This window comes from Kitasatospora sp. NBC_01287 (genome assembly GCF_026340565.1).
GTDB lineage: Bacteria > Actinomycetota > Actinomycetes > Streptomycetales > Streptomycetaceae > Kitasatospora.
In genome coordinates this window covers 466,664-489,454 of sequence record NZ_JAPEPB010000001.1, presented here as the reverse complement: position 1 = coordinate 489,454, position 22,791 = coordinate 466,664, and the positions used below count along the sequence as shown (strand labels likewise).

Sequence of the window (22,791 nt, the reverse complement as noted above, 5' to 3'; positions counted from 1 at the left end):
CGGCGGGCCGCTCCGGCTTGTCCGGGCCGGGTCTCCTGCCGGTAGAAATTCCGAGCGCCCGACTGGCACGCCGGGTGGGCGCCGGGATCCACGGTTCCGGGAGGTGCCGGTGCTCGCCGGGATGGGGCGGTGCTGCTCGTCAAGGACGCCCACGGCCTCGACCGCAGGGTCTGGCCCGCCAACATCGGTCCGCTGAGGGCCCCGCAGATGGTCCCGGTCCACGAGGACTTGTGGGACATCGTGGACTCCAGCCTCCAAGACGGGGGGCGAGGTCAAGGGGGCAGCGGCGATCGACGCCGGCCCGGGGCGGCAGCCGCCCCGGGCCGGTGAGGTGGCACTCCCCGTCAGCGGCGCCGACAGCGGCTGGCCCACACCGCGGTTCCGCCCGTCCCGATCAGGACCATTCCGATGGCGCTGATGACAGCGATCCCGGTGCCGGACTGGCCGGTCGCCGCCAGTTCCTTCGAGCCCGTCGACGCCGTGGGGCGCGGCGACACGACCGGGGTCGGATTCGTCGTCGCGGTCTGAGACCCGGTCGGGGACGGAGAGGCGGTCGGGGACGCGGATCCGGTCGGGGACGGTGATGGCGTCGGGGAAGGAGACGTGGTCGGGGACGGTGATGGCGTCGGCTCGTCCGGGATGATCGGCACCTCTGCCACGCACACCGGCTCCGTGGAGCCCTCGGCGCAGTTGGAGTTCGCGACGACGACCTTCACCCGCATCACGCCGGTCGCGCCGGGCTTCACCACGACGGTGAAGTTGACTCCGTCCAGGTTCCCGCCGTTGATCGGGCCCACCCAGGTGAGCAGGGGTGCCTGGTAGCTCTCCGTTCCCGACTCACTGGTCTGCACGCCCTGGAAGTCGGCCTTGTCCGTCACGTTGCCGAGGTCCGCCGAATACCGGATCTCGGTGGCGGCGCCCAGGTTCTGGACACCAATCCTGAAGGACACCGTGTCGCCGGGCTTCGCCGAAGCCGGCACGTTGATCCGCACGATCTCCAGTTCCTGCTGCGCGTGCGCCACCCAGGGGGTGCCGAACAGCACCGCCAGTGCGGTGGCGGCGGTGAGGGTTCCCGTCGCGCCGAGACCGCGTTGCCTGGCCGCGCCATTCAAGCCACTGATGCGCATCGACCGCCCTCACACCAGAGTGATCAACCGAACAGCTATTCACCGTATTTTCGTCTTCACTCGCGGCACGCAACGACACACTGTGCAGCGCGGAGCCGCACGGGTGATCTGTCGGCTTCGGGTCCGTCCGCCAGGTTGACCAGTCTCGCAACCAGCCGCTGACGGGCGATCAAGGCCGCAGACTCCCATCCGCGGCCAGCACGAGCACTCCGGAGACCCCTCACGCCAGCCCCTCCGACCAGCACGTTCGAAGATGGCGAATGCTCATTCATCCGTAGATCTTCGGGCATCGGAGACGTTTCTCGGCTGCGTTCGATGAGACGGCGATTCGGTGGCGGAAGATACGGTCAGCTCTCAGTACAGGTGGTCCGCGGTGATCCCGGCCGACAGGAAGAGTGCCTGCTCGGCGGCGGCGCCGCGCAGGGTGAGCAGGGTGAGCGAGAGCGCGTCGAGGACCGCGAGGTGGGCGAGCCGGCTGGCCACCGTCTCCAGGCCCAGGATGAGGTCCTGGCCGCCGGCCACCAGGGTGCAGTTGCTCAGCACGGTCAGGGGTGAACTGGCCGTGCTGGTCAGCGCGATGACGCCGGCGCCGGCCTTCCTGGCCAGCCGGGCGGCGTCGACCGTGCTGCGGGCGCTGCCGGTGTGGCTGATGGCCAGGCAGACGGCGCCGGGCGGTAGCAGGCCGGCGGCGAGTTGGGCGGTGCTCGGATCGGCCGGTGCGTCGACGGCGGAGCCGAGCGCGCGCAGGCGGTAGGCGGCGTCCAGCGCCACCGCGCCGGAGAGGCCGGCGCCCACCACCAGCACCCGGCTCGCCGAGTCGAGCAGCTCGGCCGCCTCGCGCAGTTGGGCCGCGTCCAGGGTGGCGGTCAGCCCGTCCAGCGCCTCGCGCGCCGCGCGCAGTGTCTCGGCCAGGGCGCGGGCGGCCGGATCCCGCTCCTCGTCGGTGCTCGGGGTCGGGCGCGGCGCCTGCTGCGCGGCGGCGATCTTCAGCTGCTGGAAGCCGCGGAAGCCCAGCCGCTGGCAGGCGCGCACCACCGAGGAGGGTGCGGTGCCGGCCAGCGTGGCCACGTCGCCGATGGTCAGGTCGGCCAGCCCTGGCCCCTGCTCCAGGACGACCCGGGCGACGCGCTGCTCCGCCTCGCGCAGCTCGGGCAGGTGGGCGCGGACGTGGGCGGCGAGGCGGCCACCCTGTGCGGAACTCGATTCCATGGGTCTACGATAGCGCGGAAATCAGTTCCAGGCGGAAGCCGGTTCCATGTCCGGGAAGGACCACTCATGTCCATGGCCGCTCTCTCCACGGCCGCTCTCTCCATGCCCGGCCTGCCGGCGGCGGCGGGCGGGGGCGCCGTGCCGATCGCGGTGCTGACCGCCGCCGTGCTGCACGCCACCTGGAACGCGCTGGCCCACACGATCAAGGACAAGCTGGTCGGCTTCGCGCTGATCGGGGTCGCGTTCACCGCGGTCGCCGCCGTCGCCGTCTGCTTCACGCCCCTGCCGGCGCCGGCCGCCTGGCCGTTCATCGCCGCCTCCACCGCGCTGCAGACCGCCTACCAGGCGCTGCTGCTGCAGACCTACCGGCTCGGCGACTTCGGCCAGCTCTACCCGATCGCCCGTGGCACCTCGCCGCTGCTGGTGGCGGTGGCCTCGACCACCGTGTTGGGCCGGCCGCTCTCCGGCGGGGGCGTGCTGGGGGTGCTGGTGATCTGCCTGGGCCTGGCCGGCCTGGCGCTGGCCGACGGGCTGCCGGGCCGCGCGCAGCTGCCGTCGCTGGCGGCCGCCGTCGGCACCGGGGTGATGATCGCCTCGTACACCGTGGTCGACGGCATCGGGGTCCGGCACGCGGGGACGGTCTCCGGCTACCTCGCCTGGCTCTACCTGTGCCAGGGCCCGGTCCTGCCGCTGGCCGCCCTGGCGCTGCGCGGCCGCGCCCTGGTCGCCCAGGCCAGGCCGTTCCTGCTGCGCGGGCTGACCGGTGGCACCCTCTCGCTGCTGGCCTACGGGCTGGTGGTGTGGGCGCAGTCCCGCGGCGACCTGGCCACCATCGCGGCGCTGCGCGAGACGAGCATCGTCATCGCCGCGGCGATCGGCGCGCTGGTCTTCCACGAGCCGCTCGGCCGCCGCCGGATCGGCGCGAGCGCCACCGTGCTGGCCGGCATCGCGGTGCTGGAGCTGGCCCACGCCTGAGCGCGAAGGAGGCGCGGGGGAGGGGCAAGCGAGGGGCGGGGGAGGGGCAAGGGAGGCGCGGGGGCGACCGGCGGGCGCGGCGGCGACCGCCGGTCGCGGGGCGAGCGTGCGCGAACGGTGCGCGAACGGTGCGACTGGGCCCGGCGACCGCCGCGCGCGAGGCTGGAGGAGCACAGTCCGACATCCCGATCATGGAGGTGGACGTCATGGCTGTCACCGGAACCGTCGTTCCACCCCTGGCACAGCGTCCCGGGCCCGCGCCCGAGGAGACGCCCGAGTGCGAGGGTTCCACCACCGCCGGGATCTCCGTGCCGGAGCCCGTCGAACTGCACGACGCCTGGTCGGGCCTGGTGCCGATGCTGCTGATCGGCGTCATGGTGATCGCCTGCGTCGGGTTCATGATCGGTCGGATGCTGGCGCTGTGACACCGGCCGCCCGAGGAGACGCTGTGGCACCGGCTGCCCGAGGAGACGGAGGCCGCCCGGCGGAGGCGATCGTGGTCGGCGCCGGGCTGGCCGGGCTGGCCTGTGCCGCGGACCTGGCGGCGCACGGCCTGCGGGTCCGGCTGCTGGAGGCCGCGGATGCCGTCGGCGGCCGGGTCCGCACCGACCTGGTCCAGGGTTTCCGGCTGGACCGGGGCTTCCAGGTCTTCAACACCGCCTACCCCCAGGTGCGCCGCCGCTTCGACCTGCGCGCGCTGCGGCTGCGCCCGTTCACCCCCGGCTTCCTGCTGGGTGGTGCGCGGGGCGACGGCGCCGCCGCCCGGGTGCGGCTGGCCGATCCCACCCGGCAGCCCTGGCAGAGCGGGGACCTGCTCGCCGGACGGCTCGCCCGCTACCCCGACCTGCTGGTGCTCGCCGCACTGAGCGCCCGTGACCTGCTGCTGCCCGCCGCCGCGCTGCGCCGCACCCGCGATCTGCCCACGGGCGTCGCGCTGGCCAGGGCGGGCCTCTCCCGCGCGGCGGTGGACGCGGTGCTGCGCCCGTTCCTCGCCGGGGTCTTCCTGGAGGACGAGCTGGAGACCTCCAGCCGGTTCTGCCACCTGGTCTGGCGCAGCATGCTGCGCGGCACGCTCTGCCTGCCGAGCACCGGCATCGGCGCGGTGCCGGCCCAACTGGCCGAGCGCCTGCCGCCCGGCGTGCTGCGCCTGGAGAGCCCCGTGGCCCAGCTGACCGGCGACGGGGTGCTGCTCGCCGACGGCACCGAACTGCCCGCCGCCACGGTGGTGGTCGCCACCGAGCCGGCCGAGGCGGCCCGGCTGCTCCCCGGGCTGCGGGTGCCGGCCGGGCGCGCGGTCTCCACCTTCTACCACGCGGCCCCGCGCTCCCCGCTGCGCGAACCCACCCTGCTGGTGGACGCCGGCCGGCAACTGCTCAACACCGTGGTGCTGACAGAGGTGGCCCCCACGCTCTCCGGTGACGGGCGCGCCCTGATCGCCAGCTCCGTCCTCGGGCTGCGGGCCGAGGAGCCGCGGGTGCGGGCGCGCCTGGCCGAGCTCTACCGGACGGACACCGCAGACTGGGAGGAGCTGGCCGTCCACCGGATCCCGGCCGCGCTCCCCGCGCGCCCGGCCCCGCAGCCGCTCAGCCGCAGCACCCGCTTCGCCCCCGGTCGCCACGTCTGCGGCGACCACCGCGCCACCGGCTCCGTGCAGGGCGCGCTCGCCTCCGGCGCGCGGGCGGCGCGCGAGGTCCTGGCGGACCTGGCGGCCGGGCCGACCGCGCCCCGGCCGGCCGGCGGCCGCTGACCCGCCGTCAGCACGGCTGTGAGCCGGAACCGCGTCGAGAGAAGGAGCACCCATGCCGGAGTCGAGCACCACCGCGTCCCGCAGCCTGGTCACCGGGGCCACCGGCTACCTGGGCGGCCGCCTGGTGCCCGAACTGCTCGCCGCCGGGCACACCGTGCGCTGCCTGGTCCGCGATCCCGGACGGCTGCGCGACCACCCGTGGCGGGCCCGGGTCGAGACCGTCACCGGCGACGTCACCCGCCCCGAGACGCTGCTGGGCGCCTTCCACGACGTGCACACCGCCTACTACCTGGTGCACTCGCTCGGCACCGGCCCCACCTTCGAGGCCCGCGACCGCGCCGCCGCCCGAGCCTTCGGCGCGGCGGCCGCCCGGGCGGGGGTGCGCCGGATCGTCTACCTGGGCGGCCTGATCCCGGCCGGGGTGCCCGACGCCGAGCTCTCCCCGCACCTGCGCTCGCGCGCGGAGGTCGGCCGGATCCTGCGGGCCAGCGGCGTGCCGACCGCCGAGCTGCGCGCGGCCGTGATCCTCGGCTCCGGCTCCGTCTCCTTCGAGATGCTGCGCTACCTCACCGAGCGGCTGCCGGTGATGGTCACCCCCAGCTGGGTGAACACCCGGATCCAGCCGATCGCCGTGCGCGACGTGCTGCGCTACCTGGTCGGCGCGGCCGAGCTGCCCCCGGAGGTCAACCGGAGCTTCGACATCGGCGGCCCGGAGATCCTGACCTACCGTCAGATGATGCGCCGCTACGCCCGGGTCGCCGGGCTGCGCAAGCGGGTGATCCTGCCGGTGCCGGTGCTCACGCCCCGGCTCTCCAGCCACTGGGTGGGCCTGGTGACGCCGGTGCCCAGCGCCATCGCCCGCCCGTTGGTCGCCTCGCTGCGCCACGAGGTGGTCTGCGCCGAGCACGACCTCGCCGGCTACCTGCCCGACCCGCCGCAGGGCCTGATCGGCTTCGACGAGGCGGTCCGGCTCGCGCTGCGGCGGATCCAGGACGCCGACGTCAGCACCCGCTGGTCCTCCGCCTCGCTGCCGGGCGCTCCCAGCGACCCGTTGCCCACCGACCCCGACTGGGCCGGCGGCAGCCTCTACCAGGACCTGCGCGAACGCTCGGTGGCCGCGAGCCCGCAGGCCGTGTGGCGGGTGGTGGAGGGGATCGGCGGCGAGAACGGCTGGTACTCCCTCCCCCTCGCCTGGTCGCTGCGCGGCTGGGCGGACCGCCTGGTCGGCGGGGTCGGGCTGCGCCGGGGGCGGCGGGATCCGGTGCACCTGCGGGTCGGTGACGCGCTGGACTTCTGGCGGGTGGAGGAGATCGAGCCGGGCCGCCTGCTGCGCCTGCGCGCCGAGATGCGGCTGCCAGGCCTGGCGTGGCTGGAGCTGTCGGTCCGGCCTGCCTCGGAAGCGACGGGGGAGACGGGGGAGGGGCGCGGCCCGGGTGCGGACGGGCCGGGAGCGGACAGCCCGGGTGTGGAGGGCCGGAGTGCGGCCGGCCCGGTCACGGTCTACCGCCAGCGGGCGCTGTTCCATCCGCACGGCCTGGCCGGCCACGCCTACTGGTGGGCGGTGGCGCCGTTCCACACCGTGGTCTTCGAGGGGATGGCCCGCCGGATCACCGAACGGGCCCGCGCGGACCGCGCGGACCGCTGACCCGCGCCACGAGGCCGGCCGCCTCCGCCGCCTCGCCCGCCGGCTGCCCCGGCTGCCCGGTCCCGGTACGGCCGGGCGAGGGGCGCAGCAGCCCGACGACGGAGAGCCCGCCCCAACCGATCGACACCGCCAGTGCCATCGCCCGGTGCCGCCGCCCGGGCAGCGCGCGGGCGAGCAGGGCGGCATCGCCGAAGTCGGCGGCGATCCGCACCAGGGTGGCGAGCCGCAGGCTGCGGTCGTCCGGGGCCAGCAGCATCGCCAGACCGCTCGCGGCATCCCGGAAGGCGAGCGGACGCAGGCAGGTGGCCAGCGCGGTCGGCACCTCACCGCCGGGGCCGGCCAGTCCCGAGGGCCGGGCGAGCAGTTCGGGGCGCCGGGTCACCGCGAGGCCGTAGAGCGCGGTCGCGGCGCCGGTGAGTCGCAGCAGGGGGCGGTGCATGGCGGGGGCCTTTCGCAGGCGGGCGGGCGCGGGGCGGGCGCGCGGTAGCTACCGCTATCGTCGGCCGACCCGTAGCCCGCCACCACTCGCAGCGCTCCCGCACCGCTTCCCCGCACCGCTTCCCCGCACCCCCGCCCCCGGGGCCATCAGTCGAACCGCCGGGTCGCCGTGATCCCACCGTCCACCGGCAGCGTCACCCCGGCCACGTACGACGCCCGGTCGCTCAGCAGCCAGGCCGCCGCCTCGGCCACCTCCGTGTCCAGGCCCGGACGCCCCAGCGGGGTGGACCGCGCCACCAGCGCCCCGGCCTGCGGGCCGGACGCGAAGAACGCCGCCGACCCCGGAGTGCTCACCACGCCCGGGGCGACGGCGTTGACCCGGATGCCGTGCCCGGCGTAGTCGGCGGTGGCCGCTCTCACCAGGCCGGTGAGGCCGTGCTTGGCAGCCTGCTGCAGGCTGTCGCCGAAGCCGCCCACCAGGGCGCCCACACCGGAGTTGAAGACCACCGAACCACCGTGCCCGCCCGCCAGCATGGCCCGCAGCTGGGCACGCAGGCAGAGCCAGTTGCCGCGCAGGTTGAGCGCGTGCGACGCGTCCCACTGCTCTTCGGTGCGGGTGGCGAGCGGGGCCGGCGCCAGACCGTCACCGGCGTTGTTGAAGGCGGCGTCCAACCGCCCGAAGGCCGTGAGCGCCGCCTCGGCCGTCCGTTCGGCGCCCGCGGCGGTGGCCAGGTCGGCGGCGACGGGGACCACCGGGGCACCGGTGGCGCGCAGTTCGTCGGCGAGCGCCTCGACCTCCGGGCCGGAGCGGGCGGCGAGCACCAGCAGCGCGCCTTCGCGGGCGAACAGCCGGGCGGCGGCCGCGCCCATGCCGCGTCCGGCGCCGGTGACGATCGTGACCTTGCCATCGAGGAGTCCCATGCGGCGAGTCTGCGGCGGGCCCGGGGCCGGTCACCAGCGGCCGGCTCGTCCCGGGGACGGGTCAACCGGGGACGGGGTCAACCAGGGACGGGACAGCCGGGGACGGGGTCAACCAGGGACCGCCAGGTCCTGGTTGGCGGCGCCCGGCTGTGGCACCGTGGGCCGCATGCCCGAGACCCCGCTGGGCGCGTTCCTGCGCGCCCGCCGTGCCCGCCTGTCGCCCGCCGAGGCGGGCCTGCCCACGGCCGGGTACCGCCGGACGCCCGGCCTGCGCCGGGAGGAGGTGGCGGCTCGCGCCGGGATCTCGACCGACTACTACGCCAGGCTGGAGCAGGGCCGCCAGCTGGTGCCGACCGGGTCCGTCCTGGACGCCATCGCCGCGGCCTTGCGACTGGCCGAACCCGAGCGCGCCTACCTGCACCGGCTGGCCGGCCACCGCCGCCGCCCGCTCGCGCCGCCGACCGGAGCGCCCACCGGAGCGCCCACCGTCCCGGACACCGTCTCGGGCGGCACCGTCTCGGCCAGCACAGCGGCCCTGCTGGACACCCTGGACGCCGCGCCCGCCTTCGTCACCGGCCCGACCTTCGAACTGCTCGCGTGGAACCGGCCGGCCGCCCTGCTGATGGCTTCGCCGGAACGGCGCCCGGCGCACGAGCGCAACCTGCTCTGGCAGGTGTTCTGCTGCCCGTACCGGGTCCGCTCCCAGGGCAACGTCGCCGCCGACGGCTCGATCGGCGCGGACCTGGTGGCGTCCCTGCGCGCCCAGCACGCGGACCGTCCCGTTGACCGCGAACTCATCGGCCTGGTACGGCGGTTGTCCGCCGAGAGCCCGGCCTTCGCCGCGCTGTGGGACCGCCACCGGGCCGGCCCGCCCGGCCCAGGGCGCCTCTACAGCCGGCACCCCGCCCTGGAGACCGGGGTCCTGGAGTACACCGTGCTCCCGCTCCCCGAGGAGGGCCGCCACCTCTTCGCCTTCCTCGCCCCACCCGGCAGCTCGGCCCGCCGGGCCTTCGCCGCCGCCGACCACCGGAGCGCGCCCTCGCCGGGGTGAGGCCGTCGTCGGGGTGAGGCCGCCCCGCGCCGCCCAGCTCAGGAGGCCGCGAGCCGCGCGCACAGCTCCAGCGCCTCGGTGAGCCCGCGCGGCCGCAGCGTGCCCTCCGGATGCCGCCCGCCGCCCCACCCCGGCCCGGTCAGCAGCACCAGCGGTCGGGAGCGGGCGCCGCGCACGCCCCAGGCCGTGGCGGCGGCGCGCCGGGCCAACTGCCGGTCGGCGGTGGGGCGCAGCTGGGACCAGAGCAGCACGGCGGCGGGCCCGGTGCGGCGCACCGCCTCGATCAGCGCGGGGGCGGGCAGCGCGGGTCCGAACATCCGGAAAGGCAGGCCGCGTTCGGCCAGCCCGGCGGCCACCGCCTCCAGTGCCAGCGCGTGCAGCTCGTCCGGCATCCCGGCCAGCAGTACGGGCGCCGGTCCACCGCCGGCCTCGGCGCAGCGGGTGACCTGGCGCAAGGCGCCGGAGATGTGCCAGGAGAGCAGATGCTCGACCTCGACGTAGCGTTCGCCCTCGGCCGCCCACTTGCGGCCCACCGCGCGCAGCGCCGGGGTCATCACCTCGTTCCACGCCACCGTCACCCCGAGGTCCGCGACCACCTCGCCGAGCAGCCGCTCCACCGCCGGGGCGTCCAACCGCACCGCCGCCCTGGCCAGCCCGCGGCACTCCGGCCGCACGGTGCCCAGCGGCAGCGCCCGGCGGCTGCCCGCCGCCCTGACCCGGCCCGCACCCGCTTCGGCACCCGCGTCGGCACTGACGCTGACGCCGGGCTCTGCGCCCTCGGCGCCCTCGCGGGCCAGCCGGGCGGCCTCGGCGGGCGGCACGCCGCGCGCGGTGAGCCGGCACATCGCCTCCAGCACCGCGATGTCCCGCGGGCTCCAGCGCCGGTGCCGGCCCGCCTCGTGCTCGGCCGGGCCGATCCCGTAGCGGCGCTCCCAGGAACGCACGGTGGTGGGCGACACCCCGAGCTGCCGCGCGACGCCCCCGGTGGAGAGGGCCGCGCCGGACGAGGCGGACGGCGGGTCGGGGACTGCGGTCATCCCAGGAGGGTACGGCCTCGCGGCGCCCACGCCTTGCTCAGGGCTTGCGCGCCACGCCGACCGCCGCCAGGCGCAGCACCGGATTCTCGCCGAGCTTCGGGCCGTCCTCCTCCGGGTGCCACTCGGAGACGGTGACCACCCCGGGGTCCACCAGCTCCAGCCCCTCCAGGAACTCGGCGACCTGCCCGATGGTGCGGAACTGGGCGCGGCCCACCCCCTGGCGCAGCACCGCCTCGGTGGCCGCGGCCTCCGCGTCGTCACCGGCGGCCAGCAGGTGGTGGATGAAGACGTAGCTGCCGGAGGGCAGTTCCGCGACCAGCTCGCGCACCACCCGGGCCGGCTCCTCCTCGTCCAGCACGTAGTGCAGGATGCCGCAGAGCAGCAGCCCGACCGGCTGCCCGAAGTCCAGGTGCTCGCGCAGCCGCTCGTCGGCCAGCAGCTCGGCGGGGTTGCGCAGGTCCCCGGCGACCACCACCGTCTCGCGGTTGTCGGCCAGCAGCGCGCGGGCGTGGGCCAGCACCACCGGGTCGTTGTCGACGTAGACCACCTTCGTCGCCGGGTCGATGGCCTGCGCGATCTGGTGCACGTTGTCGGCGGTCGGCAGCCCGGAGCCGATGTCCAGCAGCTGCCGCAGCCCCGCCTCGCCCACCAGGTGCCGCACTACCCGCCGCAGCACCGCCCGCTGCGCCTTCACCCCGAGGTGCACCTCGGGCAGTGTCTGCTCGATCCGCTGGGCGACCGCGCGGTCCGGGGCGTAGTTGTCCTTGCCGCCGAGCAGGTAGTCGTAGACCCGGGCGATGTTGGGTGTCGGGGTCTCGAAGACGGCGGGCTGCCAGTCGGCGGTGGTCTGCTGCTGCTCGGGCACTGAACGCTCCCCTGGTCACGGCTGCCGCGGCGGAGGTGCGCCGCCGATCGTCCGTCGCGCAGCATGATCGCCGATCCCGGTATGACTTTTCAATGCCCACCTGACGAAGCGCCAGGTCGCCGAGCCGCCGGCGCGCCGTGGTGGTGCATGTGCTGAGCCCCTGCGCGGTCCCGTGGGACCAGGCAGGGGCTCAGCGTGGGGTGGCGCCGCGCTCTTCGGTGGGCCGTCACATCTCGCGGAGTCCGCCGGCCTTCACGCTGGCGACGAAGGCGGCGAAGCCTTCGGCGGGGAAGGTGAGGGCGGGGCCCTGGGGGTCCTTGGAGTCCCGGACGGGGACGATGCCGGGGAGGTTGGCGGCGATCTCGACGCAGGCACCGCCGTTGCTGCTGTGGCTGGACTTGAACCACTCGGGGGTCATGGGAGTTCCCTTCGTGCCTGAGGCGGCGGGGGACAACGCTGCTACCTGGAGCCGATGGCGGGCGGGCGGGCGCGGCCGTGGGGCGGAGTCTGCCGAGGCATCACGCGGCTTCGAATCCGCCGGACTTCAGCTCGGCAATGAAGGCCGTGAAGCCTTCGGCGGGGAAGGTGAGGGCGGGGCCGTGCGGGTCCTTGGAGTCCCGGACGGGGACAACGCCCTGGAGGTTGGCGGCGATCTCGACGCAGTTACCGCCGTTGCTGCTGTGGCTGGACTTGAACCACTCGGGGGTCATAGGAATTCCTCTCGTACCTTGCGAAGCAGCGCCACGGACGCGGCTTGCGACAGCGCTTCTACCTGCAGCTGATGGTAGGCCGTCAGCAGCGGGCGCACGGCGTCGGGATCGCGCTCCAGGTGCCCCTGTTGGGCCGACTCCGAGTAGGCGGCCACCGAGTGGTCCGGCAGGGTCAGCAGGTTGATCGGCAGATCGAAGCTGCGGGCCTCGCCCATCTCGTACGGGGCCACCTGGAAGACTGTGTTTGGCAACTCGGCGAAGGCCTGCAGGCTGTCCAGCTGCGCGGCCATCACCGCCCGGCCTCCGACCACCCGGTGGAGGCAGCTCTCGTCCAGCACCGCGTGGATCAGCGGCGCCGGGTGCCGGGTCAGGCGCGCCTGCCGCTCGGCGAGGAAGGCCAAGCGCTCGGAGGCCTGGTCCTGGGTGATGCTGCCCCGCCGCACCGCCCCGGTGGTGATGGCCGCCGCGTACTCCGGCGTCTGCAACAGGCCGGGGATGATGCCGAGCTCGAAGAGCCGAAACTCCACCGCCCGTGCCTCATGCGCCAGGTAGTCGGGGAAGCCCTGCAGCAGCGACGTCCGCCGGATGTCCCAGAACATGTCGACGAATTTGGTGCCCGAGTCGAACACCTGGTCAGCTCTGCGCGCGAATTTGGGAGTTGGGGGCTTGCGGCCGGTCTCGACGGCCGAGACATGCGTCGACGAGTACTCCAGGCGCACGCCCAGCTGCTCCTGCGTCAGACCCATCTCCTCACGTGCGGCACGGAGTTCGGCGCCGAAGGCGGCGCGCGGGGATGCGTTGGGATCGAGCTCCAGTCGGTTCAAGACCTACTCTCCCTTCCTGCCTGACAAGTTGAAGGCGCTCTCACTCTACGGGACAGTGAATCGTCTTGGTAGTGGAATGACTACAGAGAGGGACGATGATGTCCGCGCGCAGAATCCCGCCGACGGCGCTGTACACCCCCCAGGTCGGCGAGCTGGTCCGGGACTTGAAGCACGACGCGACCGGCGTCTACATGGGCCCCGGGTACGGCAAGCACCCCACCGTCTTCCTCCGGCCGGCGGGCGGCGGCACGGAGTGGGAGACCCCGGCGAGCGAGATCCAGCAGCTGCCCCAGCAGCCGGAGTTGGATCCCGTCCCGCCGCGCGGCAAGCGGTGAGCGCCCCGAGCGGGTCGATTCCGCTGCCCCCGAACCGGCAGTGGCGGTTCGGGCGCTGCTCCTGCTGCGACCGCCAGACCCTGGTCGCCCCCGGCCCGCAGATCCTCACCGGGGACGGCCGCGCGGTCACCCTGCCCTACTGCGTCGACGGCTTCGAACGCGCCTCCCGCTACCTCCACCGTGTGCGGCTGCGGGCGTCGTTCCTCAAGTAGCCGAGCAAAAAAGCAAGTTGAAAGGAACCGCGATGGCCACCCCCGCCCGCCGCCCCGCCAACCACCCGCCCCGGCCGTTCGACCGCGACGCCGCACTCGCCGACCTGCGCACCCTCGGCCGCCACCTCGACCGCCAGGTGACCACCGGAACCGCCGCGACCACCGCCGAGTTGGACGCGACCCTCGCCGCGATGAGCGCCGTCCACGGCCGCCTCACCACCGCCCTGGGCCGCGACCTGGCCGCCGCTGCGCCACTCGCCGGCCAGTAGTCGGTTGCGGGGAGCGTGCCCGGCGGCGAGAATCGGCGGCTGTCCAGGTCCTGGGCGCCGGTCGACCACGCCCGGCGCCGTGCGTCACCCAAGGAGCTCCCCATGGCAGTCACGGACATGGCGGACGAGAAGTACTGGTACGCGGTTCGCTGCGTGTTCCAGTGGGACGCGTTCGAGGGCACGCCTACGAGGAGCGCCTGACGCTCTGGCAGGCCGTCTCGATGGACCAGGCCATCGCCAGGGCGGAAGGTGAGGCGCGGACCTATGCCAGGGAGAACGGCCATCGCTACCTGGAGCTGGCCCAGTGCTACCGCCTGGCCACCGCGGGACGACCGGACGACGGAGACGAGGTCTTCTCCCTGCTGCGCGACAGCTCCCTCGACGAGGAGGCGTATCTGGACCGCTACTTCGACACGGGCCACGAGCACCAGGGCAGCACGGCCGAGGGATGACGCCCGCACTGGGCGTTCGAACCGCGCGGCATCCGCGCCCCGAGCCGCGGGCGCGGTGGGCCGTAGGTCGCTGGGCGTAGGGCCAATGCCTGGTGCGCGCTCCGGAGCCGCTGATTAGGCTCGGCGTTCATGCAGACCACGGGAACGGCTCGTCGTGATGTGCCGGAGCGCAGGCGCGACACTCTTCAACGGCTCTCGGAAGAACGGGACATCTGGGTGTCGACGAGCCATCCGGATCACGGCCCGCACCAAGTGCCGCTGTGGTTCCGGTGGGACGGGCAGGCAGTGTGGCTGTGCACCGGCGAGGCCTCCGCGACCGCGCGCAACGTGCGGAGCGAGCCGCGGGTGCGCCTGGCACTGCCGGACGCCTTCGACGTGGTGCTCCTGCGGGGGGAGGCGGAGTGCTTCTCGGACCGAGCCGTGTCGGCGGACGCCGGGGACGCGTTCGCCGAGAAGTTCGGCTGGGACCCGCGAATGGAGGAAGGCCCGTACCTGTACATCCGGGTGGCGCCGAAGACAGTGCTCGCCTGGCGCGGCGAGCCGGAGCTGCGCGGCCGAGTCCTCATGCGCGAGGGAGCGTGGCTCCGCCTCGATCCGCCGCGCGCGCCGGTCACTGGCGGAGCGGCCGGGGTGCCGTAGGAACTCCCTGTAGCGCTGGCTGAGATATCGTCCTTGCCTCTCGCTCCTCTCCAGTGGGCCGAAGGGCTGCGCACGGGTGTCAGCAGCGCGACCTCGCGGATGGTGGTCCGTCACGGGCGGCGGAGAGGACGGCGACGGCCGATCGGTGGCCTCGTGGATCCGCGCCATGAACGCCGCACGGTCCCGAGCCTCGGACACGCGCGGCACGAGCCGCTCGGTCGCGCTCCGATGAGATGCCGGTTGCGATCGCCCGGACACGTCCACCGGAAGGGGGCGCCGGAAGGTCCTGGCTAGGGCGTGTCTGACAATTCCCGTCGGATCAGCGCGCGGCGTTGGGCGCCCGGCTGGGCGTGCCGGCGGAGCTCCCTCGTACTGGGTCGTACTTGGGTGCTTCGCCGGTGCGTCCAGGCGGGATGCCCGGCGTCGCGCGCCCGGCGGGAATTGTCAGACACGCCCTAGTCCGCCCAGCCTTCCGAGTTGGAGTACGACTCGTAGCTGTAGCGGGTGTCGCGGTCCCATTCATGGCCGCTCAGGCCCTCGTAGGCGGTGTCCGGGACGTACAGCAGCGGTTCGGCCCAGATGAAGTCGTCCGCGTACGGCGAGAACAGGGCGGGGTCCTTCAGTACCGCCTCGTACTCGGCTCGACCGCTGGCCACGACGGCGGCGCGGGTGTAGAGGAACGCGTCACCCGACGCCCTGGTGCCGTACTCCTTGCGATCGAGTCGGTACAGGGCCCAGGAGAGTTGCTCGGCGAATTCCACGACGTCCGCCAGCGGGCCGTTCATCAGCCTGGCCTCCAGAGCGGCGGCGAGCCGTTCCGCGTCCGGATCGGCCCCGGTGGGCGTGCACTCCTCGATGAGCTGCCAAAAAGAGTCCTCGTTCATGGCGGACAGCATGGAGGAGGGCTGTGACAGTCCAGCGGGCGGCACGGCTTCTCCGGTCCCCGCGCCGCGTGCGGAACCACCCGTGCGGAACCACCTGTGCGGAACCACCTGTGACCGCCGCAGAGTACCCGCAGGTGATGCCCGCGGACCGTGCGGGCCCGCAGGACGGGGTCCGTCGGGGTGTCGATAGCCTCGCTCCAAGTGAATTCCCTGCCGAGAGAGGAGAGACGACACCGTGATCGTCGTCGAACACGAGCTGACGGCCCCCTGGGAAGGGGTCCTGATGGAGCCGACCGCGGGCAGCGGTGCGGGTGTCGTCGTACTGGCCGGGTCGAGCGGCCGGGTGGACCGTCAACGAGCGCGGCTTCTCGCCGAGCAGGGTCTCCTCGCTCTGGCCATACGCTGGTACGGCGGACCGGGCCAGCCGCCGGGTATCTGCGAGGTGCCGCTGGAGACGTTCGTCGCGGCCGCCGACCTGCTGCGATCTCACGGAGCGCGGCGCGTCGGCCTCCTCGGCTGGTCCAAGGGCGCCGAGGCCGCGCTGCTCACCGCGGTCCACGAGCCGCGCGTCGACGCGGTGGTGGCCATCTCTCCGACCTCGCTGGCCTGGTGCAACGTGGGGCCGGGGCTCGACGGGCGGGACCGGCCCTGGAGGTCCTCCTGGACCTGGCAGGGGCAGCCGCTGCCCTTCGTCCCGGCGGACGGCGACTCCTGGCAGCCCGTGGAGCAAGGTGATGGTCCGGTGGCGATCCGCGGCTGGTACGAACTCAGCGAGCGGACCTACGCCGGGCGGCTGGACGCCGCCGCGATCCCGGTGGAGAAGGCGTCCGCCGACATCCTGCTCGTCGCCGGCGGCGACGACGAGATGTGGCCTTCCCTGCGGTATGCCGAGCAGTTGGCCGCGCGCCGCCGAGCAGCCGGCGCCCCGGTCCACCTGGTGACCCGCGACGACGCCGGACACCGGCCGCGCTTCCCGGGTGAAGGCCCCGCCGCGCCCTCGGAGATCTTCGCGTACGGAGGGACGGCCCGCGGCGATGCCCTGCTCGGCGAAGCGGCCTGGGCCCCCATCCTCGGCCTGCTCCATCCGGGGCAGAGCGAGGCCAACTCCCGCTGACAGGTGCCGGCCCCGCCGTGGTGTCACTGCCGGGCGGGCTTGCGCGCGCGAGGCGTCGGCCCTGCGGCGCGGCCTCCTCGCGGGGAGGACCGGCGGATGTCAGCCGAGGAAGTCGACGCGGTCGATCAGGCCGTCGCGGATCCGGTAGGCGACCAGCACGCGGAGCGGGTCGTCGTTGATGCCGTGGGCGATCTCGCGGTCGACCACCCAGTCGCCCTCGGTGAGCCGGCCGACGATCTCGGCCTGGCAGCGGCCCTTGGCGAACAAGTCGGCGTACGCCTCCCGCACGGCGTCGCGCCCGAGCAGGTGGTCGCCGCCGCGACGGTTGACGCGGACGTCGGGGGCGTACGTCGCCGCGAAGGCTTCGAGGTCATGGCTGTTGTAGGCGGCGAGCTGGCGTTCGACGACGGTCTCCGGGGTGGTTCTCCGGGATGGTCACCAGTTGATTGATCATGCAGGGTGTGCCCTCGTTCGTCCAGGGAGCACCGGGAGCACCGGGAGCACTTGAGCAGACCGGGGGCACCTGGGCGGAGGTGTGACGAACGCCTGCGCTTCCGACGCCTGAGCGCAATGATCTGAGGTGTCGCACGTCATCCGGAATCCGGAATCCGGAATCAACCGAGGGGAACCCGATGCCCGACCCACAGGAAGCACAACAGCTGGTCGAGGCCCTGGCCTTGACCGGAGCCTCGACCGTGGCGGCCGCGATGGGCACCGACGCCTGGCAGGCCACCCGGGGCTGGACCGCCCGGTTCTTCCAACGGCGCGGGCACAGCGCGGGCGAGGTCGAACGGCAACTGGACAACGACGCGGCCCTGGTGGCGGGGGAGGACGCCGACGCCGCCCGCTCGGAGCTGGTCGGACCGTGGCGGCGCCGGCTGCTGGCCCTGCTGAGTGAGGACCCGCAGGCCGTCGCCGACCTCAAGGAGCTCATCGACCTGGTCCAGAGCCGCCTGCCGGCCGACGCGCGGGGCTCGACGCAGAACGTCAGGGTCTCGGGCCACGCGATAGCCAACGTGGTGCAGGGCGGCAACCAGTACAACCACTTCATGGACAGGCCGCGCCAGGAGGGGCCCGAGGGCGAGGCGAGCGTGTGAGCGAGAGCGCCCTGCCGAACGGCACCGTCCTCACGCAGAACGTCACCGCACTCGGCGGTCGGGCGAACGCGGTCCAGAACGGCGACCAGTACAACTACATCTACCGTGGCACGCCGCCCTACCGCGTGGAGCCGTACCCGCTCGCCCGCCCGGCCGCGCCCGCCCCCGGCCTGGCCCGCGTTCCCAGCCGCCTTCTGACGGCCCGTCACCAGGTCGTCCCGTTCTTCCCGCGCCCGGAGCTGGAGTCGCTGGCGGGTTGGCGGGACGGCGCGCCGCCGGGCCTGTCGGTGCGCCTGCTGCACGGCGAGGGCGGGCGCGGCAAGACCCGGCTGGCCGCCGAGTTCGCCGCGCGCTCGGCGCGAGCGGGCTGGACAGTGGCACAGGCGCGCCACCGCAGCGAGGTCGCCTCCGCCGGCGGAGGCGACGAGAGTCTGACGGTGCGTCAACCCGGCCTGGTGCTGGTGGTCGACTACGCGGAGCGCTGGCCGCTGGCGGACCTGATCACCCTGGTGGGTCAGCACCGGGACGCGGCCCGCGACCGATTGCGGATCCTGCTGCTGGCCCGCCCGGCGGGGGAGTGGTGGCAGCGGTTGGAGCATCAACTCGTCAAGCTGGACGTCTTCGAGACCGGAGCCCTGCCGCTGGCGGCGCTGCCGGACGACCCCCGGGTGCGCGGCGGCATCTACACCTCGGCCCGCGACAGCTTCGGTGCCGCCCTGGACCTCGCGGAGCCCGCCGAGTTGGGCGTCCCCGAGGAACTCGACGATCCCCAGTTCGCCCTGACCCTGGCCGTGCACATGAAGGCGCTGGTCGATGTGGACGCCGCGCGCCGGGGCGTGGCGCCGCCGTCCGGCCGGGATCTGGCCGCGCTCTCCTCGTACCTGCTGGATCGCGAGCACGACCACTGGCGGTCCTTCCACGACGGGGGTCGCGGTCCGCTGCGCACCGGCGAGGCGGTGCTGCGCCGCGCGGTCTACCTCGCCACCCTCACCCGGCCGCTGCCGCCCGCCGAGGCGGTCACGGCGCTGAGCCGCGCCGCCGTGGCGGACGCCGCCGGGGCCGCCCAGGTGGTGGCCGACCACGCCCGGTGCTACCCGCCGCAGGACGAGGGCCTGGTCTTCGAGGCCCTGGCGCCCGACCGTCTGGCCGAGGACTTCCTCGCCCTCACCCTGCCCGGCCGCGAGGAGACGACCAACTACCACGCGACCGACTCCTGGGCCGCGGTGGCTCCGGCGCTGCTGCTCGAACATCCCGTCGACGGCGAGCCGCTCGCCTGGACCCGCCAGGTGCTCACCGTGGTGATCGAGGCCGCCCACCGCTGGCCGCACCTCGTGCCCGCCCAACTGGTGCCGATGCTGTTGCGCCGGCCCGCCCTGGCCCCCGCCGCCGGGGGCGCCGCGCTGCTGCGCCTGTGCGAGCTGGCGGAGTTGCCGAGCGCTGTCCTGGAGCGGATCGCGCCGCACCTGCCGAAGCGGCGCCATGTCGACCTCGACCTCGCCGCGGCGGTGCTGACCAGGCGGCTGACCCGTCATCGGCTCGCCGCCGGAGCGCTCGCCCCCGAGGAGCGGGCCCAGCTGCTGCGCAATCTCGCCTGGCGGTACGGCAACGCGGGCCTGCTCGCCGAGGCCCTGGCACCGGCGCGGGAGGCCGTCGACCTGTACCGGGAGGTCGCCGCGGCCGATCCCGGACATCTGGCGGACCTCGCGACGGCGGTCAACACCCTGGCCGCCGCCGCGATCGAGGCGGGCCGCTACGAGGAGGCGTGGGCGCCCGCGCGGGAGGCCGTCGATCTGTACCGGCGGCTCGCCGAGGCCGATCCCGCCGCACAGCTGCCCGACCTCGCCAGGGCGCTGAACAACCAGGGCACCCTGCTGCTCCGGCTCGGCCGGGCCGGGGAGGCGGTGGTGCCAGGGAGGGAAGTGGTCGACGTCTACCGGCGGTTGCTGGCGAGCGAACCCGATCGGTATCTGCCGGAGCTGGCCACGGCTCTGACCAATCTGAGCAACAACCTTTCGGAGTCCGGCGGTTGGGAGGAGGGCCTGGACGTCGCCGCAGAGGCTGTCGAACTCGGCCGCCGACTGGTGGAGACCGACCCGGACCGGCACCTGCCGGACCTGGCGATGACCCTGATCAACCACGGCCTGCGCCTCACCAACGCGAACCGGCTCGACGAGGCGCTCGCCGCCTGCGAGGAAGCGGTCACCCTCCAGCGGCGGCTGGTCGAGGTCAACCCCACCGCCCATCTGCCCCGGCTGGCGATGGCCTGGGACAACCTCGGCAATCTCCTCGCCCGACGGGAGCAGCGGCAGGAGGCCCTGGCGGCGACGCGGGAGGCACTGGCGGCCCGGGAGCGGTTGGCCGGGTCCGATCCGGTGCTCCACCTGCCGGGGCTGGCCAAGTCGCTGACCAACCTCAGCATCCGCCTCTCGCAGAGCGGCGGCGATGACGGGGGCGACGGGGGCGACGGCTCGCCCGACGGGCTCACCCACGCGCAACGGGCGGTCGACCTCTTCCGCCCCCTGGCCGGCGGCAATCCCGCCCACCTCCCCGACTTCGCCACCGCGCTCTTCATCCTCGGTCACTGGCACGGCCGACTCGGACAGCACAGGGAAGCCCTGGCGGCGGTCGAGGAGGAGGTGACCGTGCGCCGCCGCCTGGCCCAGGCGGACCCCGCCGCGCACCGGCCCCGGCTGGCGCAGACCCTGCGCACCGTCGGCATCCTGCTCGCCCGCGCCGGTCGCCAGGACGAGTCCTTCGCGCGGCTGGCCGAGGAGGTGGCGGTACGCGGCGCCGCCGCGGCGGCCGGAGCGGCGGCCGAACTCCCCATGCTGCTGCGCTCCGTGGCGCTGTACGGCCTGCACCTGGTCGAGGTCGGGCGGGCCCCGGAGGCGCTGCGGTTGACCACCCTCGCCCTCGACGCGCTCCGCACGGCCGCCCGTGACGACCCGGTGCCCCACCGGGCCGAACTCGCCCGGGGAGCGGTCCTGCTGGGCTTGCGGCTCTCGCAGGCGGGCCGGGTGGACCAGGCGCTGCTCGCGACGCGGCAGGGCGTGGCGGCGCTCGCGCGGCTCGCCCGGACGGACCGGCAGGCCCACCTGGCCGACTGCGCCCACGGGTTGAAGGCCTTCGCGCTGGTGCGGGTGCTGGCGGGGGTGGAGCTCGCCGAGGCGCTGGGGGCGAGTGGCGAGGCGGTCCGCGCCTCCCGGCTGCTGGCGCCCGAGGAGTCGGGCGAGCACCAGGTGTTCCCCGGCCTGCCCGACTTCCTGACCGTGCACGCCGCGGTGCTGGAGGTGCTGGGCCGGGCCGAGGAGGCGGCCGCTGCCCGCCGGGAGCGGGAGGCCCGCTGAACCCCGGGGTGGGGTGACCCCGCCCGCCCTGCCGGCTGTTCCTGACCGCCCGCCGAGGGCCTACCCGGCGTACGGCGCGGCGATGGCGAGCACCGCGGCCACCGCTTCGCGCACCGCCGCCGCGTGCGGCAGCTCCACCGCGTCGCCGGTGTACGGGTGCGGGCGCACCCCACGGCTGGCGAGCAGGTGGACCACGCGCAGCGTCCGCATGGTGTTGGACGCGTGCGCGGGCATCGGACCGGGTTGCCCGGACCGGAACTCGGCGGTGATCGGCCGCAGCCAGTCAACTGCCTGACGCTCTGTCAGTTCCGCTCTGGTCAGGGTCAGGGCGATCGCGAGGCCGAGCCGGTCGTCCTCCATCGCGTCGAAGAGGTGCTCGGTCGGCGCGAGCAGGCGGGCCACGGCCAGCTCCAGCAGCGGGACCGGATCCGCCTGCGGGCAGCGGCCCAGCGCACCGAGCAGGTCCGCGCCGTGCGCGGCCGCGTGCAGCCAGCCCAACTCCGGGTCGTAGCCGCGCAGATCCGTCTCCGCCGGGTACCAGCGCGCGAACGCCGCCAGCCATGCCGGGTCGTACGCACCGTGCCGCACCAGCGCGGCCAGGACCAGGGGCGCGAAGGTCCGGCTCTGGATCTCGGGGTCGGTGAACCTGGCCGCCATCTCGGTGCCGAGGGAGTGCCGGATCGCCGTCGGCAGGTCCGGGATCCAGCGGGCCAGCAGCACGAAGGCCTGGTCGTCCCGCACGACGGGGTCGGGCGAGCGCAGTGCGGCGCTGACCTCGGCGACCAGCTCGGGCGTCGGGCGGAAGGCCGGGGCGGCCGGGTCGCTCGGGTCGGCTGGGCCAATCGGGTCAATCGGGTCAATCGGGTCGGCGAGGAGGGTCTGCCAGGTCGTCATGACGTGCAGCCTAGTGACCTGGTCCGGAGCTCCTTCGGGGGGTTGGCGGGGTGGTTGCGGGGCGTTGCCGCCGTGCGGCTCGTGCGTCCTCGGACTTGAGTGACTGACTCAGTCAGTCTATGGTCGACCCATGCGCGGACGGATGCCGATACGGCCACTGGAAGAGATCGCCGACGCGGCGGTGCGAGTGTTCCTGGCACGGGGTTTCCATCCCGCGGGCATCTCCGACGTCGCGGCCGAGCTCGGGCTCAGCCACGGCGCGGTCTACACCTACGTGAAGAGCAAGCAGGCCCTGCTCCACCTGGCGCTGGTGCGGGTGCTGCGGCCGGACGCGGTGCCCGGGCTGGCCGTGCCGGTGCCGACCCCGACCGCGGAAGCGGTCATCGCGGTGGTCGAGTCCTGGGCGGGCGACGAGACCGCGCTGCCCGTGCTGGCCAGGGCCTCGTCCGGTCCGTCCGGCTCGTCCGGTCCGTCCGGCTCGTCCGGTCCGTCCGGCTCGTCCGGTCCGTCCGGCTCGTCCGGTCCGTCCGGCTCGTCCGAACTGTCGCCGGCTGCGGAACTGGGCTCCGTGGTGGACGAGTTGTACGCGTTCGTCGAGCGGAACCGGTTGGCGCTGCAACTGGTGGAGAGGTGTGCCGAGCACCTGCCCGAGCTGGCCCAGTGGTACTTCGTGCAGCGGCGGCGCGCGATGGTCGAACAGGTCGGCACCTACCTGGCCGCCCGGATCGCGGCAGGCCTGCTGCGCCCGGTACCCGATGTGCCGGTCGCCGCCCGGTTCATCGTCGAGACCGTCGCCTGGTTCGCCATGCACCGCCACGGCGACCCGGACTCGCGGATGCTGACCGACGACGACTGCCGCCGCACCGTGCGCCACCTGCTGGTCGCCGCCTTCCCAATCGCAGAGGAAAGCCATGACTGACACCGCTGAATCCGCCTTGTCCGCATCAGCCTTGTCCGAATCCGCATCGGCCTTATCCGCCACCCCTTCGGCGCCCGGCC

25 protein-coding genes and 1 pseudogene are annotated in these 22,791 nt (G+C 74.3%); 14 read left to right on the top strand and 12 right to left on the bottom strand.

Translation table 11 applies throughout. The features are described from left to right. Nucleotides 1–344: 344 nt before the first annotated feature. Both OG455_RS01805 and OG455_RS01800 read right to left on the bottom strand, forming a co-directional pair. Nucleotides 345–1,127, bottom strand: a complete 783-nt coding sequence (locus tag OG455_RS01805; RefSeq protein WP_266289414.1) for a hypothetical protein — start codon at nucleotides 1,125–1,127, stop codon at nucleotides 345–347. A 354-nt stretch (nucleotides 1,128–1,481) separates the two neighbouring features. Continuing rightward, on the bottom strand, nucleotides 1,482–2,336 hold the full coding sequence (locus OG455_RS01800) for a MurR/RpiR family transcriptional regulator (RefSeq protein WP_266289412.1): 855 nt from the start codon (nucleotides 2,334–2,336) through the stop codon (nucleotides 1,482–1,484). A gap of 102 nt (nucleotides 2,337–2,438) precedes the next feature. Here OG455_RS01800 and OG455_RS01795 point away from each other — a divergent pair, with 102 nt between their 5' ends. From OG455_RS01795 to OG455_RS01780, 4 genes are all read left to right on the top strand, one after another. Beyond that, nucleotides 2,439–3,311 (top strand): EamA family transporter, encoded by an 873-nt coding sequence (locus OG455_RS01795; protein WP_266300624.1) that lies wholly within the window; start codon nucleotides 2,439–2,441, stop codon nucleotides 3,309–3,311. Nucleotides 3,312–3,517: 206 nt separating this feature from the next. Continuing rightward, the gene (locus OG455_RS01790; protein ID WP_266289410.1) at nucleotides 3,518–3,736 is read left to right on the top strand and encodes a hypothetical protein; all 219 of its coding nucleotides are present in this window, start codon (nucleotides 3,518–3,520) and stop codon (nucleotides 3,734–3,736) included. Nucleotides 3,737–3,759: 23 nt separating this feature from the next. Continuing rightward, the gene (locus tag OG455_RS01785; protein ID WP_266289408.1) at nucleotides 3,760–5,058 is read left to right on the top strand and encodes an NAD(P)/FAD-dependent oxidoreductase; all 1,299 of its coding nucleotides are present in this window, start codon (nucleotides 3,760–3,762) and stop codon (nucleotides 5,056–5,058) included. A gap of 52 nt (nucleotides 5,059–5,110) precedes the next feature. Beyond that, a complete protein-coding gene (locus OG455_RS01780) occupies nucleotides 5,111–6,703 on the top strand; it encodes an SDR family oxidoreductase (RefSeq protein WP_266289406.1) in 1,593 nt (530 codons plus the stop codon). Here the strand turns inward: OG455_RS01780 and OG455_RS01775 are convergent. Both OG455_RS01775 and OG455_RS01770 read right to left on the bottom strand, forming a co-directional pair. Then, nucleotides 6,666–7,142, bottom strand: coding sequence for a hypothetical protein (locus OG455_RS01775; RefSeq protein ID WP_266289404.1), 477 nt, complete (start codon nucleotides 7,140–7,142; stop codon nucleotides 6,666–6,668). The two genes, OG455_RS01780 and OG455_RS01775, sit on opposite strands and share 38 nt — an antisense overlap. Nucleotides 7,143–7,288: 146 nt before the next feature. Next, a complete protein-coding gene (locus OG455_RS01770) occupies nucleotides 7,289–8,062 on the bottom strand; it encodes an SDR family NAD(P)-dependent oxidoreductase (RefSeq protein ID WP_266289402.1) in 774 nt (257 codons plus the stop codon). Nucleotides 8,063–8,228: 166 nt separating this feature from the next. On the opposite strand from OG455_RS01770, the gene OG455_RS01765 reads away from it, so the two are divergent. Next, entirely contained in the window at nucleotides 8,229–9,113 is an 885-nt protein-coding gene (locus OG455_RS01765) for a helix-turn-helix transcriptional regulator (protein ID WP_266289400.1), read from the top strand. 38 nt (nucleotides 9,114–9,151) lie between these two features. Here the strand turns inward: OG455_RS01765 and OG455_RS01760 are convergent, their stop codons facing one another. The 5 genes from OG455_RS01760 to OG455_RS01740 all read right to left on the bottom strand — a co-directional run bounded on the left by OG455_RS01760 (nucleotide 9,152) and on the right by OG455_RS01740 (nucleotide 12,549). Further along, nucleotides 9,152–10,150, bottom strand: a complete 999-nt coding sequence (locus OG455_RS01760; RefSeq protein WP_266289398.1) for a MerR family transcriptional regulator — start codon at nucleotides 10,148–10,150, stop codon at nucleotides 9,152–9,154. Between the two features lie 37 nt (nucleotides 10,151–10,187). Continuing rightward, nucleotides 10,188–11,015 carry an SAM-dependent methyltransferase gene (locus tag OG455_RS01755; RefSeq protein WP_266289396.1) on the bottom strand — a complete coding sequence of 276 codons (828 nt, stop codon included), beginning with the start codon at nucleotides 11,013–11,015 and terminating at the stop codon, nucleotides 10,188–10,190. Nucleotides 11,016–11,241: 226 nt separating this feature from the next. Continuing rightward, entirely contained in the window at nucleotides 11,242–11,433 is a 192-nt protein-coding gene (locus OG455_RS01750; RefSeq protein ID WP_266289394.1) for a DUF397 domain-containing protein, read from the bottom strand. A gap of 100 nt (nucleotides 11,434–11,533) precedes the next feature. Further along, entirely contained in the window at nucleotides 11,534–11,725 is a 192-nt protein-coding gene (locus tag OG455_RS01745) for a DUF397 domain-containing protein (RefSeq protein WP_266289392.1), read from the bottom strand. Further along, on the bottom strand, nucleotides 11,722–12,549 hold the full coding sequence (locus OG455_RS01740) for a helix-turn-helix transcriptional regulator (protein ID WP_266289390.1): 828 nt from the start codon (nucleotides 12,547–12,549) through the stop codon (nucleotides 11,722–11,724). Before OG455_RS01740 ends, OG455_RS01745 begins: the two co-directional genes overlap by 4 nt. 98 nt (nucleotides 12,550–12,647) lie before the next feature. On the opposite strand from OG455_RS01740, the gene OG455_RS01735 reads away from it, so the two are divergent. The 5 genes from OG455_RS01735 (at nucleotide 12,648) to OG455_RS01715 (ending at nucleotide 14,456) form a co-directional block, all read left to right on the top strand. Further along, nucleotides 12,648–12,884 (top strand): hypothetical protein, encoded by a 237-nt coding sequence (locus tag OG455_RS01735; RefSeq protein WP_266289388.1) that lies wholly within the window; start codon nucleotides 12,648–12,650, stop codon nucleotides 12,882–12,884. Further along, nucleotides 12,881–13,096 carry a hypothetical protein gene (locus OG455_RS01730; protein WP_266289386.1) on the top strand — a complete coding sequence of 72 codons (216 nt, stop codon included), beginning with the start codon at nucleotides 12,881–12,883 and terminating at the stop codon, nucleotides 13,094–13,096. Before OG455_RS01735 ends, OG455_RS01730 begins: the two co-directional genes overlap by 4 nt. Before the next feature lie 32 nt (nucleotides 13,097–13,128). Further along, a complete protein-coding gene (locus OG455_RS01725; RefSeq protein ID WP_266289384.1) occupies nucleotides 13,129–13,365 on the top strand; it encodes a hypothetical protein in 237 nt (78 codons plus the stop codon). A gap of 161 nt (nucleotides 13,366–13,526) precedes the next feature. Then, nucleotides 13,527–13,817 (top strand): hypothetical protein, encoded by a 291-nt coding sequence (locus tag OG455_RS01720; RefSeq protein WP_266289382.1) that lies wholly within the window; start codon nucleotides 13,527–13,529, stop codon nucleotides 13,815–13,817. A gap of 129 nt (nucleotides 13,818–13,946) precedes the next feature. Beyond that, nucleotides 13,947–14,456, top strand: a complete 510-nt coding sequence (locus OG455_RS01715) for a pyridoxamine 5'-phosphate oxidase family protein (protein WP_266289380.1) — start codon at nucleotides 13,947–13,949, stop codon at nucleotides 14,454–14,456. Nucleotides 14,457–14,911: 455 nt separating this feature from the next. On the opposite strand, the gene OG455_RS01710 is transcribed toward OG455_RS01715, so the two are convergent. Further along, entirely contained in the window at nucleotides 14,912–15,340 is a 429-nt protein-coding gene (locus tag OG455_RS01710; RefSeq protein ID WP_266289378.1) for a DUF4240 domain-containing protein, read from the bottom strand. A gap of 235 nt (nucleotides 15,341–15,575) precedes the next feature. Here OG455_RS01710 and OG455_RS01705 point away from each other — a divergent pair, with 235 nt between their 5' ends. Continuing rightward, entirely contained in the window at nucleotides 15,576–16,454 is an 879-nt protein-coding gene (locus OG455_RS01705) for an acyl-CoA thioester hydrolase/BAAT C-terminal domain-containing protein (RefSeq protein WP_266289376.1), read from the top strand. 99 nt (nucleotides 16,455–16,553) lie between these two features. Here OG455_RS01705 and OG455_RS01700 read toward each other — a convergent pair. After that, nucleotides 16,554–16,853: pseudogene (locus OG455_RS01700) on the bottom strand (nuclear transport factor 2 family protein); the annotation flags it as partial. 233 nt (nucleotides 16,854–17,086) lie between these two features. On the opposite strand from OG455_RS01700, the gene OG455_RS01695 reads away from it, so the two are divergent. After that, nucleotides 17,087–17,551 (top strand): hypothetical protein, encoded by a 465-nt coding sequence (locus OG455_RS01695; RefSeq protein WP_266289374.1) that lies wholly within the window; start codon nucleotides 17,087–17,089, stop codon nucleotides 17,549–17,551. Then, a complete protein-coding gene (locus OG455_RS01690) occupies nucleotides 17,548–20,898 on the top strand; it encodes a tetratricopeptide repeat protein (RefSeq protein WP_266289372.1) in 3,351 nt (1,116 codons plus the stop codon). The genes OG455_RS01695 and OG455_RS01690 overlap by 4 nt, the downstream gene beginning before the upstream one ends. Before the next feature lie 60 nt (nucleotides 20,899–20,958). Here OG455_RS01690 and OG455_RS01685 read toward each other — a convergent pair whose 3' ends face one another. Beyond that, nucleotides 20,959–21,792 (bottom strand): DUF2785 domain-containing protein, encoded by an 834-nt coding sequence (locus OG455_RS01685; RefSeq protein WP_266289370.1) that lies wholly within the window; start codon nucleotides 21,790–21,792, stop codon nucleotides 20,959–20,961. Nucleotides 21,793–21,922: 130 nt separating this feature from the next. Between OG455_RS01685 and OG455_RS01680 the strand changes: the two genes are divergently transcribed. Further along, a complete protein-coding gene (locus OG455_RS01680) occupies nucleotides 21,923–22,711 on the top strand; it encodes a TetR/AcrR family transcriptional regulator (RefSeq protein WP_266289368.1) in 789 nt (262 codons plus the stop codon). Nucleotides 22,712–22,791 lie beyond the last annotated feature (80 nt).

What these genes read in the sequence shown, in the direction of transcription:
- OG455_RS01805 (WP_266289414.1), bottom strand. Translation starts at nt 1,127, where the DNA reads ATGCGCATCAGTGGCTTGAATGGCGCGGCCAGGCAACGCGGTCTCGGC.
- OG455_RS01800 (WP_266289412.1), bottom strand. Translation starts at nt 2,336, where the DNA reads ATGGAATCGAGTTCCGCACAGGGTGGCCGCCTCGCCGCCCACGTCCGC.
- OG455_RS01795 (WP_266300624.1), top strand. Translation starts at nt 2,439, where the DNA reads ATGCCCGGCCTGCCGGCGGCGGCGGGCGGGGGCGCCGTGCCGATCGCG.
- OG455_RS01790 (WP_266289410.1), top strand. Translation starts at nt 3,518, where the DNA reads ATGGCTGTCACCGGAACCGTCGTTCCACCCCTGGCACAGCGTCCCGGG.
- OG455_RS01780 (WP_266289406.1), top strand. Translation starts at nt 5,111, where the DNA reads ATGCCGGAGTCGAGCACCACCGCGTCCCGCAGCCTGGTCACCGGGGCC.
- OG455_RS01775 (WP_266289404.1), bottom strand. Translation starts at nt 7,142, where the DNA reads ATGCACCGCCCCCTGCTGCGACTCACCGGCGCCGCGACCGCGCTCTAC.
- OG455_RS01770 (WP_266289402.1), bottom strand. Translation starts at nt 8,062, where the DNA reads ATGGGACTCCTCGATGGCAAGGTCACGATCGTCACCGGCGCCGGACGC.
- OG455_RS01765 (WP_266289400.1), top strand. Translation starts at nt 8,229, where the DNA reads ATGCCCGAGACCCCGCTGGGCGCGTTCCTGCGCGCCCGCCGTGCCCGC.
- OG455_RS01760 (WP_266289398.1), bottom strand. Translation starts at nt 10,150, where the DNA reads ATGACCGCAGTCCCCGACCCGCCGTCCGCCTCGTCCGGCGCGGCCCTC.
- OG455_RS01750 (WP_266289394.1), bottom strand. Translation starts at nt 11,433, where the DNA reads ATGACCCCCGAGTGGTTCAAGTCCAGCCACAGCAGCAACGGCGGTGCC.
- OG455_RS01745 (WP_266289392.1), bottom strand. Translation starts at nt 11,725, where the DNA reads ATGACCCCCGAGTGGTTCAAGTCCAGCCACAGCAGCAACGGCGGTAAC.
- OG455_RS01735 (WP_266289388.1), top strand. Translation starts at nt 12,648, where the DNA reads ATGTCCGCGCGCAGAATCCCGCCGACGGCGCTGTACACCCCCCAGGTC.
- OG455_RS01725 (WP_266289384.1), top strand. Translation starts at nt 13,129, where the DNA reads ATGGCCACCCCCGCCCGCCGCCCCGCCAACCACCCGCCCCGGCCGTTC.
- OG455_RS01715 (WP_266289380.1), top strand. Translation starts at nt 13,947, where the DNA reads ATGCAGACCACGGGAACGGCTCGTCGTGATGTGCCGGAGCGCAGGCGC.
- OG455_RS01710 (WP_266289378.1), bottom strand. Translation starts at nt 15,340, where the DNA reads ATGAACGAGGACTCTTTTTGGCAGCTCATCGAGGAGTGCACGCCCACC.
- OG455_RS01695 (WP_266289374.1), top strand. Translation starts at nt 17,087, where the DNA reads ATGCCCGACCCACAGGAAGCACAACAGCTGGTCGAGGCCCTGGCCTTG.
- OG455_RS01685 (WP_266289370.1), bottom strand. Translation starts at nt 21,792, where the DNA reads ATGACGACCTGGCAGACCCTCCTCGCCGACCCGATTGACCCGATTGAC.
- OG455_RS01680 (WP_266289368.1), top strand. Translation starts at nt 21,923, where the DNA reads ATGCGCGGACGGATGCCGATACGGCCACTGGAAGAGATCGCCGACGCG.